Here is a 14,564-nt window from a genome sequence, read left to right as displayed (position 1 = left end):
GCGGGCAACTACTCCCGCCGCGCGTCACATGAGCTTGGTCGACTCGAGCTCACGCAACATGTTCTCGTGGACACCCAGCAACGGTCGCCTGAGAACGAATCCCAACAGCAGCATCGGCACGACGAACAGCACGAGCCACGCCAACGATATCCAGTAATCACCTGCGTAGACTCCCGCGATCGCCGAGCGGACCGCGTTGACCGCATGGGTCCCGGGCAAGAACGGGCTGATGTTCTGGAACCACTGCGGGAGCACCTGCAGAGGGTAGGCGCCTCCGGAACCAGCAATCTGGAAGACCAGGAGAAGGACCGAGAGCGCCTTACCCGCATTCCCGAACGCGACCACCAACGTGTAGGTGATGAGCGTGAAGACGAGTGACATGACCCAGGCGGCGAGCACCAGCAACCACGGGTGCGCCGGCTCGATCCGGACGAACAGGATCACGCCGACGCTGACGAGCGTGCTCTGCGCGAACCCGACGAGTGCGAAGATCCCGTACCGTCCGAGATAGGTCTGTTCCGGGGTGAGCGGTTCGACACCGGGCAGCGTGCCCACCGGAACGTCGACGCGGATCGCCACTGACGCCAGCAGCGCGCCCACCCACAACCCGAGCATCATGTACAGCGGGGTCATCGCACTACCGAAGCTCGCCACGGAGAACACTGGGACGCGCTCGAGTTCCACGGGTTTCGATAGCGAGGTGGCCAGCATCCCCGGGTCGCTGCCAATCAGGTCGGTGAGCGCGCGAAGGTCGCCCGTGTCGCTGGCCTCCGCCAACGCCGCGGACAGTTCGTCGAAGCGGCCGGCGGCGTCCACGAGGGAGTCAGAGATCGACGAGGTCGTCGACTCCGCCTCCGAGAGGCGATCGAGTAGCGAGTTCGACCCGCTGGAGAGTGACGTCGTCGCGGACGACACATCGTCACCGACGGCGGTGATCCCGGCATCGATGGACGCCAGAGTGGAGCCGAGGGCCTCCAGCTTGGGTTTCAGGCTGGTGTCGTAGGCAGTCTTGGCGCTCCCGATGGCTGCCCTCGCGTCCGCCACCAGCCCGAGCGCCTGCTGGCGAGCCGCTCCGGTATCCGCGTTGGCGCTCCGCAGTTGCCGCGCTGCGTCCTCGAGGCCGTCCATCAGCGCCTGCTGCCGCGCGATGGCGTTGTCGAGCCGCGAGAGGACGAGGTCGAAGTCGCCCCTGGCGGTGTCGGGGACCACCGGACCGACGGTGGCTGCGGCACTGGCCCGCAGGGCGACGTACTGATCGATCTGGATCTGCACCCTCGTCGCCACCGCATCGATGGCGTCTGCGGTGCTGCCGGATTGCGTGTCGAGTGAGGCGTAAAGGTGTTCGATCCGGTCCGACACCGCCTGATAGCTCTCGTCGCTCGCCGACAGCGCACCTCCGAGCGACCCCGCCGCCGAGGTCAATGCCGAGGTCAGCGACCGCGCGGCGTCGGCGCCGCCGTCAATCGCCTCGGAGGCCTCACTCAGCGCGCGGCCCGACGACGTGGCCAGGTCAGAGGCGCTTCTCACCAGCGGGGTGCTCGAGGCAATCAATGCGGCGAACATGTCCGCGGTGTCCGCTCCCGCACGGAGTTGCGCCGCAACCTGGTTGACGCGTGCCTCGAGACGGGACAGCGCGACCTGGGTGTCGGCGTCGTTCAACTCCTTAGACAGCGAGGAGATGATCCGGAGTCCTACTTCACCCAGTGTCGCGGAGAACTGCTCATTGATGTTCGTCGACACCTCGGTCGCGCCCTGCTCGGTGATGTTGGGCGCGATCGCGTTCTTCTTCTCATTGGTGTAGTACTCGATCGCGGTCCGCTCACCGCCGTCCTCGTAGAACGTCATCATGTCGGCGCTGAACTCCGGCGGCAGCACGAGGGCCGCATAATACTCCCCAGACCTCGTGCCCTCGATCGCATCGTCCCGCGTGGTGATCACCCAGTTCAGGTCATTGTTCGCCCGCAGCGAGGAGAGCGCCTGCTCGCCGATGTTGACCCGCAACGGGATGAGGTCACTCTGATATCCCTGGTCGGTGTTGGCTACAGCGACAGTGAGGTTCTTCGTGTTGCCGAACGGGTCCCAGGTGGCGATCACGTTGAACCACGTGAACAGAGAAGGGATCAAGATCAGCCCGGCAAGGACGACGATCGCCATGACGTTGGTCGTGCTGTGATGCAGGTCGTGGCGAAAGAGTTTCCAGCTGTTCCTCACTCGAGCTCACCTCGTTCGGCGCGCTCGCCCGGGTCCCCGTCCGGCTCCGGGTCGAATTCCGTGTGTGGTTCCCCAGGCTCCGCCGGACCTGACGGATCCGGTGCCATCGCGTCGTGCCCGGTGCCGACACTGACGAGCTCTCGGCGCAGGTCCGAGTCGGACATCGCGCCCAGTTCTGTCGCGAACCCGATGCTCTGCTTGACGTATTCGAGCACCACGAGGACCCCGACGACGAGGAGGGTGAACAGCACCCAGAGTCCGAGGATGACGGCCTTACCGCCGGGGATCAGCCAGCCGAGGAGCCCGAGGGACAGCAGGGCCACGAGGGCGACGGCGAAGGTGGCGCGCAGCAGAATCGGATAGTTCTCCGTGAACCTACGTGCTCTGGCTGCGACGACCCGCCGATATTCTCCCCCGTTCGACAGCGCGTGGATGATCTGCGGCAGCCGGTAGCGGCGCCTGGTGATGTGTACGTCCTCCGTCACCAGAAGCTGCGTGCTGGCGAGCCTGCGGCTGAACAGAAGCGCGAAGTTGCCGAGCCGCTTACGGAGGGTGAGGCCGAGGAGGAACGACAGGACGACAACCACCGCCAAGACTGCCATGTTCTTCCAGTAGTGATTGCCGTAAAAGCCGCTGAGCGTCTCCCGCATGGCGTCGATGCCGTAGGTGAACGGGAGGAAGGGGTACAGCGCCCGGAAGAACCCCGGCATCAGCTCGATCGGGTACAGGCCCGCCGCGCCGGGGATCTGCATGATGATGAGCAGTACGCACAGGCCCTTACCCACATATCCAAAGGTCACCGAGAGTGCGTAGATGATGCTCAAGTACGCAAGACCGATGAGCACGCTGGTCGCCACGAACGCGAGGACACTGGCCGCCTCCACACCGATGACGAGGGTGCCGATGGACAGGATGAGTGCCTGGACGACGTTCATCGCGGCGAGCAGCATCCACCGCCCGAGATAGGCCTGCCTCGTCGTCAGCCCGGTGAACCCCTCTCGGTCGACTTCGAGCTTGAAGATGACGACGAGGACGAATGCGCCGATCCACAGGGAAAGGTTCGCGAACAGGGGTGCCATCGCATCCCCGTAGGCGGCGACAGGGAACACCGGGTGCTCGTCCACCTCGACGGGCGACGCCATGAACTGGGCGATCTCCTCGGCATCGAGGCCCGTCAGCGTACCGAGGGCGTCCCAGGCGTCCGCCGTGCTGAGGGCGACGACGTCGGTGCGCACACTCTCAAGTCCGGACTCCGCACCGGCGAGAGTGCCGTCGAGCGCGGTGAGCGCCGTCGCCGTCTCACCGAGCTGGTCGCCCAGGCCCGTGAGTAGCTTCTGCGCCTGCCCCAGTTGCGTGCGTTGAGAGTCGATCGCAAAGGACAGCGCACCCGCGCTCGCCGACAGCCGCGACATCGCGCCGTTGAGGTCGGGCCCGGTCTGTACCAGGACGTCGCGGACCGATCGTGCCGACGCTCCTGCAGCGTCAGCCGCTGTATCGATCGCGTCCGCCGAGGACCGGATCGCGGTCGTGGCTGCTGCCACGTCCGCGTTGAGCTGCCGCACCCGGGCGAGGACGTTCTGGTCCCCGGTGACAGGGTCCTGCAACGCGCTGACGGCCTCGCTCAACCGGCCGGACAGCGCGGAGTCGGGGGCGGCCGCGGCGAGCAGTGCCTGGACTTCACTGAGGGCCTCGCCGGTCTTGGTGGCGATCGCGTCGGCGTCGTCGAGTCCGGAGCGGACGGCGACGTTCGCGCGCTCAAGTCCCGATGTGCCCCTTGCGACCGAGCCGTTCAGCGTCGACGCCGCGTCGGCCAGCAGTGTGGCTCCCGAGACGTAGGTGGTCGTCAACGAGCCGGTGAGGGTGGCCAGTTCCTGCTGTGCCTCGTCCGCTATCTCCCGCGCCTGGCCGACGGCGGTCTGGACGTCGCCCAGAGTGGCGTCGACTGTGTCGAGTGTGTCCCCTGCCGAGCCGAGGCCGCTCCGGGCGCGCGACAGACCCGCGGTGACATCTCTGATCCGCTCGCGTGCGGACGCGACACTGCCGACCGCACCGTCGAGCGCATCGACGGTGCCGTTCCGTGCCTCCAGCAGCCGGCGTTCGACATTGTCACCGGCGGCGCTCAACTCCTCCGTCACCGCCTTCGCGACGACCGAGACGAACGTGCTGTTGACCTGCGTGTCGAGCGTGGAGGCGCCGACGTCGGTGATCTTTGGGGCGACCGCGTTCGACTTCTCGTTGACGTAGTACGTGAGGGAAGGGGGCGTGAAGGCACCGGAGGTGATGCTGAGGAGATCCCGGGTGAAATCCGGTGGGACGATGATCGCCGCGTAGCTCGTGCCGCTCCTGACCGCCTCCATCGCGTCGTCCTCGTCGAGGAACTGCCACCCGAGCTGATCATTTTTCTCGAGCTGGTCGACCAGCTGACTGCCGACGTCGACTTCACCCGTCGCGGTCGACGATCCGCCCTCGTCCAGGTTCACGACGGCGACGCTGATGTTCTCTGTCCGCGAGTACGGGTCCCAGAAGGCCGTGATGTTGACCCAGGCGTATAGCGAGGGGGTGATCATGACCCCGAGGATGACGATCCACGCTTTACGTACGAGCGCGAGCCGTCTGACGTCTCGCGCGAACACGCTGAAGACAGTGCGCATCCACATCTCCCTGCGGGTCGCCGTCCCGGGGCCGTTCGGAGTTCACCGATGGTCAGAGGAGTCCGCCTGGGCGGGATTGATCCTCTCGAACGTTACACCGCCCGCCTCTGCTCAAGACCACTTCTCGGGCACTTTCAGCGGCCCCCGCGGGTACGTTCGTGGCCATGACTGAGAGTCACGATCTTGCCGATCAGCTGCCCCGCCCGATCGGGTTCGTCCTCGGCGGGGGCGGCAGCCTCGGAGCGGCCCAGGTCGGAATGCTCGAAGCCCTCGCGGAGGTTCCGGTACGTGCCGACCTCGTCGCAGGAACCTCCGTCGGGGCCCTCAACGGTGCCGTCGTCGCCTCGGATCCGGTGGGAGCCGCGCACCGGCTCTCACACATCTGGCACGACCTCGAGACCGACATGATCATGCCGGGGGGCCTCTGGGCACGTGTGACCACGGTGCTGCGTAGTCGCACGAACCTCTACGACAGCCCCCGGATCGGTCGCCTGGTCGCCGAGGAGATCGGTGAGGAGGAGATCGGCCAACTACCGCTCCCGTACCTCGCGATGGCCGTGGACGCGGACACCGCGGAGCCGGTTCAGCTCACCGACGGCCCTCTGCTCAGCGCGATGCTGGCCAGTTCAGCCATCCCGGGGGTGTTCCCGGTGGTCCATCGCGGGGGTCGTGATCTCTACGACGGAGGACTCGCCGTCAACACGCCGGTACTCGAGGCCCTGGCGATGGGTGCCGGGTCGCTGGTGGTCCTCGACTGCAACTACCCCGATCGTCAGATCAAGCGACCCACCACGGTTCCCGAAGCGATCCTTTACGCGGCCACGATCGCGGCCCGGCAGCAGATGGAGCGCGACCTACCGGTTGCAGCGAGGGAGGTCCCCGTCCTGGTATTGCCCGGCCCCGAGTACCTCCCTGGCCTGTCTCCGCTGGACTTCACCGGGTCCACACCGTTGATCGCCTCGGCATATGAGGCCGGCCGTCACTTCCTGTCCACCGTGAAAGTCGACGGCCCGGGCCTCTATCGGTGCTGATCGGAGGCGTGTCGAGGTCCGCCCGGCCTCGTGTCCTCAGGTCACGTCGCGGGTCTTCTGCTTCTGACCGCCGATGCCGGGCCTCGCCGCGATCTGCCTCATCCACGCAGCGACCTGTCGTTCGTCGAGGTCCCCGATCGCCGCTAGTTCGATCCCGCGTGTCGCTCTGCCCATCCCGACGGGCGTCACGGGAGGTACTGGGTCGAGCAACGTTGCTCCGTTGATGAACATGAGCTTCACATGTCCGGCGAATCCGCCGCAGCTGAAGCACCACCCCTCGCCGACTCCGTAGTACGCCATCCCCCACTTGACCGACCGCTGCAGGCTGGGAAGCGTCCGGGCCGCGAGCGCGTCCACTGCCTTGGCGATCTCGCGTTGCGGCTGCGGGAGGCTGGCGATGTAGGCGAAGACCGGCTCGTCTCCGACCGCCGCCTTCGCAGGACTCGCCCTACCGGTCATCTCCACCCTCGATTCGAGGCAGTTACCAGTTACTGGCGAGGGTCAGGCAGAAGGGATGACCGCCCGGATCTATCAGCACGCGCCAGGAGTCCCCGGGCTGCTCATCCGGCACCCGGGCGCCGAGAGCGACCATCGCGTCCTCGGCAGTCGCGAGGTCGTCTACCGCGAGGTCGAAGTGAAACTGCTTGGAGCCGTGCGAGTTGGGCCAGGTTGGTGCCCGGTAGTCGGGCACGAGACCGAATCCCAGTGCACTTGTCGGCCCCGACAGCATCGCGTATTCGTCCTGGGAGTGCGCCACGTCCCAGCCCAGTACGTGAGACCAGAAGGTCGCCGACGCGGGCGGGTCTGCGCAGTCCACGGTGATCATCTTCAGCTCTGCCAGACTCATGATGAGTCCTCTCGTCAAGCGATGGCGCGGTGTAAAAGAGCCAACCAGACGTGTGACGTGGACCACAAGTGCCCTCGGCACATTTCTCCACGCACCTGCGCAATCGGATGAATCTTCGGTCCAGGTACCGCTTCACTCGGGCAACTCTCGCCGTCGGCAGGACCGCCCGACTCGCCGACCGCGCCGAATTCGATCAGGCCTCCGAGTTCATGGCCGCGACGAAGTCCCTCTTCACCGAGCGCCACTGCTCGTCCGACATCCCGCGCCGCCAGTACGGCGAGCACGACATCGTCTCGCGGGAGACCCCCCGCTCGCGGATCACATGGCGCCGCAGTGCCCGTGTCTCCTCTGCTTCACCGTGGATGAAGGCCTGCACGCCTTCTCCGGGAAATGAAGCTGCCTCGACGGCGGCGAGTAATGGTGCGGGATCCGCCTCAGTGCGATGTACCCATCGAAGATCCAGGCGCCCAGGGCTTTCGAGGGGCAGCTCGTGCTCGGGACCGTCGCACACCAGTCGCACCACGACGCGGGCGTGTGCGGGCACTTTCTCCAGCGAGGCGGCGATGGCCGGCAATGCGGATTCGTCACCCGCCATGAAATGCCACTCGACCGTCGGGTCCGGGTGATAGCCGCTACCGGGCCCGTTGAAGACCAGCACGTCGCCCGGCTGGGCAGCCAGAGCCCATGCTCCGGCCGCGCCGGAACCGCCGTGGACCACAAAGTCCAGAGTCAGCTCCCGCGCTGCTGCGTTCCATCTCCGCACCGTGCAGCGCCGACGTGCCGGCCAATGTTCGCGGGGGTGGGTCTCGCGCACCTCGCGAGGGTCGAACACCGGGCCGTAGGTGGCCCCTCGCGGTGGCACAGCCAGGTTCACGTAAGCGTCGGTGTCGTCATCCGGCATCACGAAGTTGTTCAGACCCGGGCCCCCCAGGACGATACGGATGAGGGACGGGGTGAGTCGCTCGGTGGTGCGGACCTCGCCGTGCACAGTCGATCTCCCTTCACGGTGTCGATAGCAGGGAACGACCCTCGCCCCCTAAGGTGAGGCTACCCTAACTTCGGGAGGGAGGTCCTGGGCGCGGCACCTCAGGTAGGCAACTGAGCTCGTGCACTCGTCCGACCAGCGTCCGACTCTCCAGCAGTTCCATATCGAAGTCCACCAGCATGTGAGGCGGGGAATCGCCGACGCACCGCGCGCCGGGCGCGACCGGATTAACCTTCGATCCATGAACCGCTTCACCTCAGCGGCGCTCGCCGTCGCCGTCGGCGCCCTCGTCGGGGTTGCCCCTGTGGCCGTCTCCCCCGCCCCCGCTTCAGCCGACGCAATGCCGTCGCCGTCGTGGTCCGGCCTCGACACCCGGCGGTGGGACGCGCCCGTCCCGGCCCCCGGTGTGCCCGCCGCCATGGTGCCGCTCGACCCGGCACTCTCGCTGCCACAGGCCGGGAGGGCCGTGCGGCAGGCGTACGGGACGATCGACCAGCACGGCCGAAACGCTATCGCCACGTCCGCGGTGTTCCTGCCACACGGCACCCCTCCGGAGGGTGGCTGGCCGGTCGTGGCGTGGGCACATGGCACCACCGGCCTCGGCGACGACTGCGCACCATCGACGCAGCCGCGCTCGGAACGAGACGCCGAATACCTCGGCCACTGGCTAGATCGGGGCTACGCCGTGGTGGCCGCTGACTACGTGGGACTCGGAACTCCCGGCCTGCTCAGCTACCTCAACGGCCAGGTGGCGGCCCGTGGGATCGTCGACTCACTCATCGCCGCCCGCGCGGACGGGCTGCCCTTGTCCGCCACGTGGGGACTCGTCGGCCAGTCCCAGGGTGCCGGAGCCGCGCTCGTCACGGCGACCCGCGCCACCGAACTTGGCGCACGGGCCGGGCTGGACTACCGCGGCGTGGTGGCGACCGGCGCCCCGGCCAACATCGAGCACCTCTTCCAATGGGGCGGACCCGGATTCCCGCCCGTCCAGCTCCCGACGGGGCTCAACGTCTACGCGATGTACATCCTCGCCGGGTTCCGCGACCAGCACCCGGAGGTGGACCTCAATCAGTTCCTCACGCCGCAGGGTCGCGAGATGGTCGACGCCGCTGAGACTCTTTGCTATGGCGCGATGCGCGAGAAGGTGGGCGACTTCCAGGTCTCGCAGACGCTGACCCGGCCACTGAAGGACATCCCCGACGTCTTCGGGCTCCTTCAGCGCTATATGGGCACCCCGGCCATCGGCTACGACCGGCCGGTGTTCCTCGGCCAAGGCCTCCTCGACACGGATGTTCCGGCGCCCTCGGCCCTCTCACTCGCCGCCGAGATGACCCTCAACCAGCAACCACTTGAGCTCCACGTCTATCCGGACCGGGATCACAGCGGGACCGTCTACGCGGCCACCCCGGACGCCACCGCATTCCTCGAGCGGGTGATGCGGTGATTCCGCGCCGTGCGCGCCGGGGGCGGGAAGTGGGCTCTCCGCTACCCCTGTTGCACCGCGCGTCCATATAGGCCGTTTCATAAGTGCACGTTAATCGCATTGGCACCACCGACGCGGGTGTGATCGGCGCCATGATTGTTACCGACTTGTCACCCAGCGGATAATCGAGTTAGAGTCTCGTCATCGCCGCGCGGGGATGTTTCAGGGACTCCCCGCGCGGCTGACTTAATTTCGGACGACGGTGGGATTCCTAGAACGTGTTCTAGTACCGTGGGGGCCATGAGCGCCCTCGACTTCGAGTCCACCAGCAAGACCATCACCGCCGGCCGCTTCGAGCTGCACTACCACGAGGCGGGCGAGCAGAGCCTCGCCGAGCCCGAGAGCGCGGTCCCCGTCCTGTTCCTGCACGGCTCCGGCCCCGGCGTGACCGCGTGGTCCAACTTCGCCGGCAACTTCCCCGTATTCGCCGAGCGTTTCCACACCATCCTGCTGGACATGCCGGGTTTCGGGAAGAGCTCGGACCTGGAGTGGGAGAAGGCGTACCCCCTCATCGCCGCCGAGGCGATCGACGCGTTCTGCGAGGCCAAGGGCATCGAGAAGGTCGACATCATCGGCAACTCGATGGGGGGCAACGTCGCCTGCGAGACCGCGCTCGCCTACCCGCACCGGGTCCGCAAGATGGCGCTGATGGGCCCCGGCGGACTCGCGGCACCCCTGTTCACCCCGGAGCCCAGCGAGGGGTCGCGCCGGCTGTTCGAGTTCCTGGCGAACCCGTCCGACGAGGCCATGGCGGCGTGGGTCGACACGATGGTCGGCAATAAGAAGGTCGTGGACGACGACCTCATCCGCGCCCGCACGGAGGCGGCCACCGCGCCGGGTGCCGTCGAGCGCATGTACTCGGTCTTCGGTTCGATCCTCAAGCCCGAGAACGCGTATACGCCGCTGTACGCCCGCGCCTCCCAGATCCGGCAGGAGACCATGCTCATCTGGGGCCGCGATGACCGGATGCTTCCGTACGAACAGGCCCACTTCGCGTTCCGTCAGCTGCCTCGCGCCGAGCTCCACGCATTCTCCCGCTGTGGTCACTGGGCGATGATCGAGCAGAAGGATAAGTTCGAGCGCCTCGTGATCGACTTCCTGCTCAACTGAGCGGCAGGCGGGGCCGGCCGGGCGGGGACAGGCGTTAGCCTCGGAGCATGACCGAGACGCCACAGCCCGACCAGCCCGCCGTCGATCCGCGGACCGGCGAGGACTTGTCGTGGAAGCAGACACCGGTGGCGATCGTCCTACTCGACCGGCCCGCCCCCGACCACACCGAAGTCGGCGAGTTGCTCGCGGAGATCTTCGAGGGCTCGTACGAGGTCGAGCGGGGATCCCACGACGACCCCGCCACGGCGGTCTACATCGAGGACGCGACCGTCATCGTGTCCTCAGTCGACGCCCCCGTGCCCGAGGCCGTCCAGTACACGCGTGACCTGGCGGCCTGGAACGGGGGCGAGGCCGTGGTGGAATCTCACCGGTCCCAGGTGGTGGTGGCGGCGTTCCGGTGGGGGCCCATCGGGGACGACGGCGAGCCGGGCGAACCCGAGTATCTGGATCCGCGACTCGACACGCTTCGGTGCGAACTGGCGGTGTCGACCGTGACCGCGGCACTGACCGCGCTGCCCGGAGCGGTGGCCGTCACGGTGGGCGGCGCCGCGGCGACCCTGCCAGCTGGCCCATATCGCGACCTCGTCGCGGGCAATCCGGTGCCGGCCCCGGCGCTCGTCGGTGTGCGGGCGGGAATGCAGACCGACACCACGTCGTGCGTCTACACCAGCGGGATGGGCCGATTCGGCCGGATGGATATAGAGAGGCTCGATGTGGACGCGCCACCGTCGGCGGTCTACGCGGAGATGTGCAATCTCGTGGCCTACTCGCTGGCCACAGGGACCATCTTCCAGCCCGGCCAGACCATCGAGGTCGGCGGGCCGCAGCCTCTCGTCGCGAGCGCCGAGCTCTCGCCGTTCACCGGGCAGGAGATTCTCCGGCTCGCGCCCGCCGATCAGCCGTGAGAGCCGGCCCGGCCTCCCCCTACCGCGATCGGGCCGAACCCGAACGATGGCCCGCCTCTAGGGTCGCTGGCGGTTGGTCCGCTCGACCACCAACCGCGTAGTGGCGGCGAGTTGGAACGGCCGGATCACAGGCTCGATGCGGCAGCTCAGTCGCTCCTTCTTCAGTTTGGCGATCACACTGCGCACAAGTTCCGGCAGCGGATTGCCGGCGTGGTCGACGAGCGGGTAGATCCGCACCTCCGGCGCCACGCGCGCCATCTCGACGATCGAGTCGACGTGGTCGGCCAGATCCATGCGGTCGGCATAGGTGAACAGCAAGTGCGAGCACAGCACGAGGTCGGCCGAGTCGCTGGCCAGGGGCAATGATGGCAGGGCGCCGGCCACGTACCGCTCGGGCGCGGCGGAGAGGTCCGCCAGCATCCGGTCTGCAGCCGAGCGGCGGATGACCTCGTGTCCCACGACCCCGCCGCGGACGTCCCAGTCATAGTCGACTTCGTGCCCGAATTTCCGCTCGAGTGACCGCTCGACGTCCGCGAGGATCCGAGAACGGAGTTCATCCGCGCCGAGCGCGTATTGCGGGTCCACCGCGACCGCGTCGCCACCGGCCGCGCAGATCTCGGCCACCGCACTGGCCGCTCCACCGGGGCAGTCGACGATGCGTCCACCCAGGTCGGCCTCCACCAGGCCGAACATGTCGGTGTACTCCTCCAACGACCGTGCACTGACAAGGACGTCCGTGTCCTCGAGCGCGTGGAAGGTGGTGTTGGGACTTGCGGTCACCTGGGGACTCTCCTCAGTCAGGCGGCCCGGTCCTGTTCCGAGCCGTGGGGTCACGAGCGTTGACCCGGGTTGCGTCGCGGACCGCATCGCCTGGCGAAAGTGGCCCACCTGATCCCGGCGGGCCCACGCGTCATCTGTACTACGCCACAACGAAGTGGGCGATGCGGGACCTCGTCGGTCGGCATCGCCAGCACATCAGTACATCTTTCGGCACGGACTCACCGTAACAGCGCGGTCGGACAGCGGCCACCGCGAAGTTCACACCACTCCACCGCAACCGGCGGCGTCAAGGCAGGTTGTGGTGGAACGCCTGCTGCTGGGTGAGGCGGGCGATCCGCCATCCGGCGTCCGTGCGGACGAACTCGAGCGCGTACCAGAGTCCGTAGAAGAACACCTGCTGGTCTTTCTCCTCGACCGGCTTCAGTGCCATCGGGTTGAAGCACATCACCCGCCCGGTGGCCGAGTCGCCGTCGAGGCGCACATCGAGGTTGCCCATGAGGTGCTGGGTGGCGGCGAAGATCGGCAGCATCTCCGCCAGCCAGGCGCGGATCACCGGGTAGTCGTCGTCCGGCCCGCCGGAGGCGGTGTAACTCACGCGGGCGTCCGGGGTGAACACCCGATCCAGACCGTCGAAGTCTCGCGAGTCGATGCAGGTTGCGTACCTGGTGACGAGGTCCTGCAGGTCCCAGCGATCGGATAGTTCGACCAGTGTTCGGCTCATGCCCCCTACGCTAACGTGAGTCCTATGCAGCATGAGGAGATAGTCCGCGCCCGCGAGGCGATCGAACAGCTCAAGTACCGGTACTGGCGGGCCTGCGACGCCAAGGACCCGGAGGGTTTTCGTTCCTGCTTCGTGGCCACCGGCGGGGTGCTGGACTTCGGCCCCCTCGGGCGAACCGACCCCGACACGATGGTCGGGATCTTCCGTCAGATCGCGCTGGCGACGGCCGAGGACGGCGGCCCACGGATCCTCGATATGCACCACGGGTTCATGCCCTCGATCACCGTGGAGGACGGCGGACCGAGCAGCCCGCCACGACGGGCCACCGGAACCTGGACTCTCCACTTCCGACAGGTCGACCGGGACAAGGGCACCGAGACCCTCTCCACGGGTGAGTACTCGGACGTCTACGTGCTTGAGGGCGGCCGCTGGGTGATGGCCGAGTGCCTGTTCACCCCGGGTTGGTCGATCACCAGAAGCCTGGACGACGCGACCGTCACCTTCCCTGATGTCACGGTCGAGCCCGTGGCCGCGACCGCTGGAGCGGACTCATGAGCGCCCGTGTCGCCTTGGTCACCGGCGGCAGCCGCGGCGTCGGTCGCGGGGTGGCCACCGCGCTCGCCGACGCGGGGTGGACCGTCTACGTCACCGGGCGGTCGGCCGAGCGGCTGCAGGGCACCATCGAGGCAGCCTCCGGCGCCCCGGGCCAGATACGCCCACTCGAATGCGACCACTCCCGGGACGAGGAGATCCTCGCCGTCGTCGCCCGGATCGTCTCCGAGACCGGGCGCCTGGACCTGCTGGTCAACAATGTGTGGACCAACCCCAAGGGGTTCATGGGGTTCAACGGCAAGTTCTGGGAGCGCCCGGCCACGGACTGGGACGCCCTCATGGGGGTCGGGCTGCGCGCCCACTACGTCGCCTGCTGCGAGGCCGCCAAGGTGATGGTGCCGCAGGGTTCCGGCCTGATGGTCAACATCTCCTCGTTCGGGTCGCGCGCCCCGTTCCACACCGTGCTCTACGGGATGAGCAAGACAGCCCTGGACAAGATGGCGTCCGACATGGCGCCCGAACTCGCCGGCACCGGGGTGTCGACTCTCTCGCTGTGGCTCGGCCTCATCCGCACCGAGTTGCTGCTGTCGCTGGGGATGGACGACTTCAACGGCTTCCCGCTGGACCGCGCGGAGGACCCGACGTTCGTCGGACGCGTGATCGCCGCACTCGCCGACGACCCCGACCTGGCCCGGATGAGCGGTTCGACCGTCATCACGGCCGAGTACGGTCGCGAGAACGGCATAAGGAACGACGACGGCGAGATGCCTCTCTCGCACCGAGGTGCGTTCGGCGGGGGCCCGCTCTTCCCACCGGTGACCGACGAGCAGTTGGGGATCGAGACAGTAGACGAGGTGGCCGCGGCGGGTGGTCACAACGGATTCGTCGGCGAGTAGGCATCGTGTCGAACGATCACGGGGATATCGACGACCCACTCGAACGCCTCGAGCGCAATGAGCGTCAGGGCGTCCTGGCCTTCCGGTATGTGCTGCTGTCCGTGGTCGCGGTCGTGGCCCTGGCGGCGGTGATCGTGATGATCCAGGGTGGCATCAGCGACGAATGCGCGGACGGCCGGGCCCTGTGCCTCACGGCCGACCGCGTGGAGGTGGTCGTGCTGCCGCTGCTGCTGTCGATCGGCCTGGCCGTGATGTCCGGCGTGACGACCTACCGGCGATGGAACCAGCACATCCGGTGGCGCCCCTGGCTGTACGCGACCTATGCGATGTGGATGGTCACTACGGCATACCTACTCATGTCGTCGTCTGTCGTATTCGTCCGCAGCGCCTGA

General features: G+C 67.4%; 14 protein-coding genes. 7 read left to right on the top strand and 7 right to left on the bottom strand.

The window, feature by feature from the left end; genetic code table 11:
• Positions 1-24: 24 nt before the first annotated feature.
• Together FQ137_RS02925 and FQ137_RS02920 are read right to left on the bottom strand one after the other, a co-directional pair.
• Positions 25-2,211 (bottom strand): YhgE/Pip domain-containing protein, encoded by a 2,187-nt coding sequence (locus tag FQ137_RS02925; RefSeq protein ID WP_149291055.1) that lies wholly within the window; start codon positions 2,209-2,211, stop codon positions 25-27.
• On the bottom strand, positions 2,208-4,862 hold the full coding sequence (locus FQ137_RS02920; protein ID WP_149291054.1) for a YhgE/Pip domain-containing protein: 2,655 nt from the start codon (positions 4,860-4,862) through the stop codon (positions 2,208-2,210). The genes FQ137_RS02925 and FQ137_RS02920 overlap by 4 nt, the downstream gene beginning before the upstream one ends.
• Positions 4,863-5,026: 164 nt before the next feature.
• On the opposite strand from FQ137_RS02920, the gene FQ137_RS02915 reads away from it, so the two are divergent.
• On the top strand, positions 5,027-5,893 hold the full coding sequence (locus tag FQ137_RS02915; protein WP_149291053.1) for a patatin-like phospholipase family protein: 867 nt from the start codon (positions 5,027-5,029) through the stop codon (positions 5,891-5,893).
• A 36-nt stretch (positions 5,894-5,929) separates the two neighbouring features.
• Here the strand turns inward: FQ137_RS02915 and FQ137_RS02910 are convergent, their stop codons facing one another.
• The 3 genes from FQ137_RS02910 to FQ137_RS02900 form a co-directional block, all read right to left on the bottom strand.
• Positions 5,930-6,352, bottom strand: a complete 423-nt coding sequence (locus tag FQ137_RS02910; protein ID WP_149291052.1) for a DUF1801 domain-containing protein — start codon at positions 6,350-6,352, stop codon at positions 5,930-5,932.
• Between the two features lie 22 nt (positions 6,353-6,374).
• Complete coding sequence (locus FQ137_RS02905; protein WP_149291051.1) at positions 6,375-6,740, bottom strand: VOC family protein; 366 nt, start codon at positions 6,738-6,740, stop codon at positions 6,375-6,377.
• A gap of 193 nt (positions 6,741-6,933) precedes the next feature.
• Positions 6,934-7,728, bottom strand: coding sequence for a siderophore-interacting protein (locus tag FQ137_RS02900; protein ID WP_149291050.1), 795 nt, complete (start codon positions 7,726-7,728; stop codon positions 6,934-6,936).
• 238 nt (positions 7,729-7,966) lie between these two features.
• On the opposite strand from FQ137_RS02900, the gene FQ137_RS02895 reads away from it, so the two are divergent.
• The 3 genes from FQ137_RS02895 (at position 7,967) to FQ137_RS02885 (ending at position 11,223) form a co-directional block, all read left to right on the top strand.
• On the top strand, positions 7,967-9,169 hold the full coding sequence (locus FQ137_RS02895) for a prolyl oligopeptidase family serine peptidase (RefSeq protein WP_149291049.1): 1,203 nt from the start codon (positions 7,967-7,969) through the stop codon (positions 9,167-9,169).
• A 279-nt stretch (positions 9,170-9,448) separates the two neighbouring features.
• Positions 9,449-10,318, top strand: coding sequence for an alpha/beta fold hydrolase (locus FQ137_RS02890; RefSeq protein ID WP_149291048.1), 870 nt, complete (start codon positions 9,449-9,451; stop codon positions 10,316-10,318).
• Between the two features lie 47 nt (positions 10,319-10,365).
• Complete coding sequence (locus FQ137_RS02885) at positions 10,366-11,223, top strand: DUF4261 domain-containing protein (protein ID WP_149291047.1); 858 nt, start codon at positions 10,366-10,368, stop codon at positions 11,221-11,223.
• 57 nt (positions 11,224-11,280) lie between these two features.
• On the opposite strand, the gene FQ137_RS02880 is transcribed toward FQ137_RS02885, so the two are convergent.
• Together FQ137_RS02880 and FQ137_RS02875 are read right to left on the bottom strand one after the other, a co-directional pair.
• Positions 11,281-12,003 carry a hypothetical protein gene (locus tag FQ137_RS02880; protein ID WP_149291046.1) on the bottom strand — a complete coding sequence of 241 codons (723 nt, stop codon included), beginning with the start codon at positions 12,001-12,003 and terminating at the stop codon, positions 11,281-11,283.
• Positions 12,004-12,289: 286 nt separating this feature from the next.
• Positions 12,290-12,724 carry a nuclear transport factor 2 family protein gene (locus tag FQ137_RS02875; protein ID WP_149291045.1) on the bottom strand — a complete coding sequence of 145 codons (435 nt, stop codon included), beginning with the start codon at positions 12,722-12,724 and terminating at the stop codon, positions 12,290-12,292.
• A gap of 24 nt (positions 12,725-12,748) precedes the next feature.
• On the opposite strand from FQ137_RS02875, the gene FQ137_RS02870 reads away from it, so the two are divergent.
• Genes FQ137_RS02870 through FQ137_RS02860 form a run of 3 tightly spaced genes read left to right on the top strand, consistent with a single transcriptional unit; the run spans position 12,749 to position 14,564 of the window.
• Positions 12,749-13,279: a nuclear transport factor 2 family protein gene (locus FQ137_RS02870; protein WP_149291044.1), complete on the top strand. Its 531-nt coding sequence runs from the start codon at positions 12,749-12,751 to the stop codon at positions 13,277-13,279.
• On the top strand, positions 13,276-14,172 hold the full coding sequence (locus tag FQ137_RS02865; RefSeq protein ID WP_149291043.1) for an SDR family NAD(P)-dependent oxidoreductase: 897 nt from the start codon (positions 13,276-13,278) through the stop codon (positions 14,170-14,172). The genes FQ137_RS02870 and FQ137_RS02865 overlap by 4 nt, the downstream gene beginning before the upstream one ends.
• 5 nt (positions 14,173-14,177) lie before the next feature.
• On the top strand, positions 14,178-14,564 hold the full coding sequence (locus FQ137_RS02860; RefSeq protein WP_255583487.1) for a hypothetical protein: 387 nt from the start codon (positions 14,178-14,180) through the stop codon (positions 14,562-14,564).

It is taken from the genome of Dietzia sp. ANT_WB102, assembly GCF_008369165.1.
GTDB lineage: Bacteria > Actinomycetota > Actinomycetes > Mycobacteriales > Mycobacteriaceae > Dietzia.
This window is presented reverse-complemented; position numbering and strand designations above follow the sequence as displayed.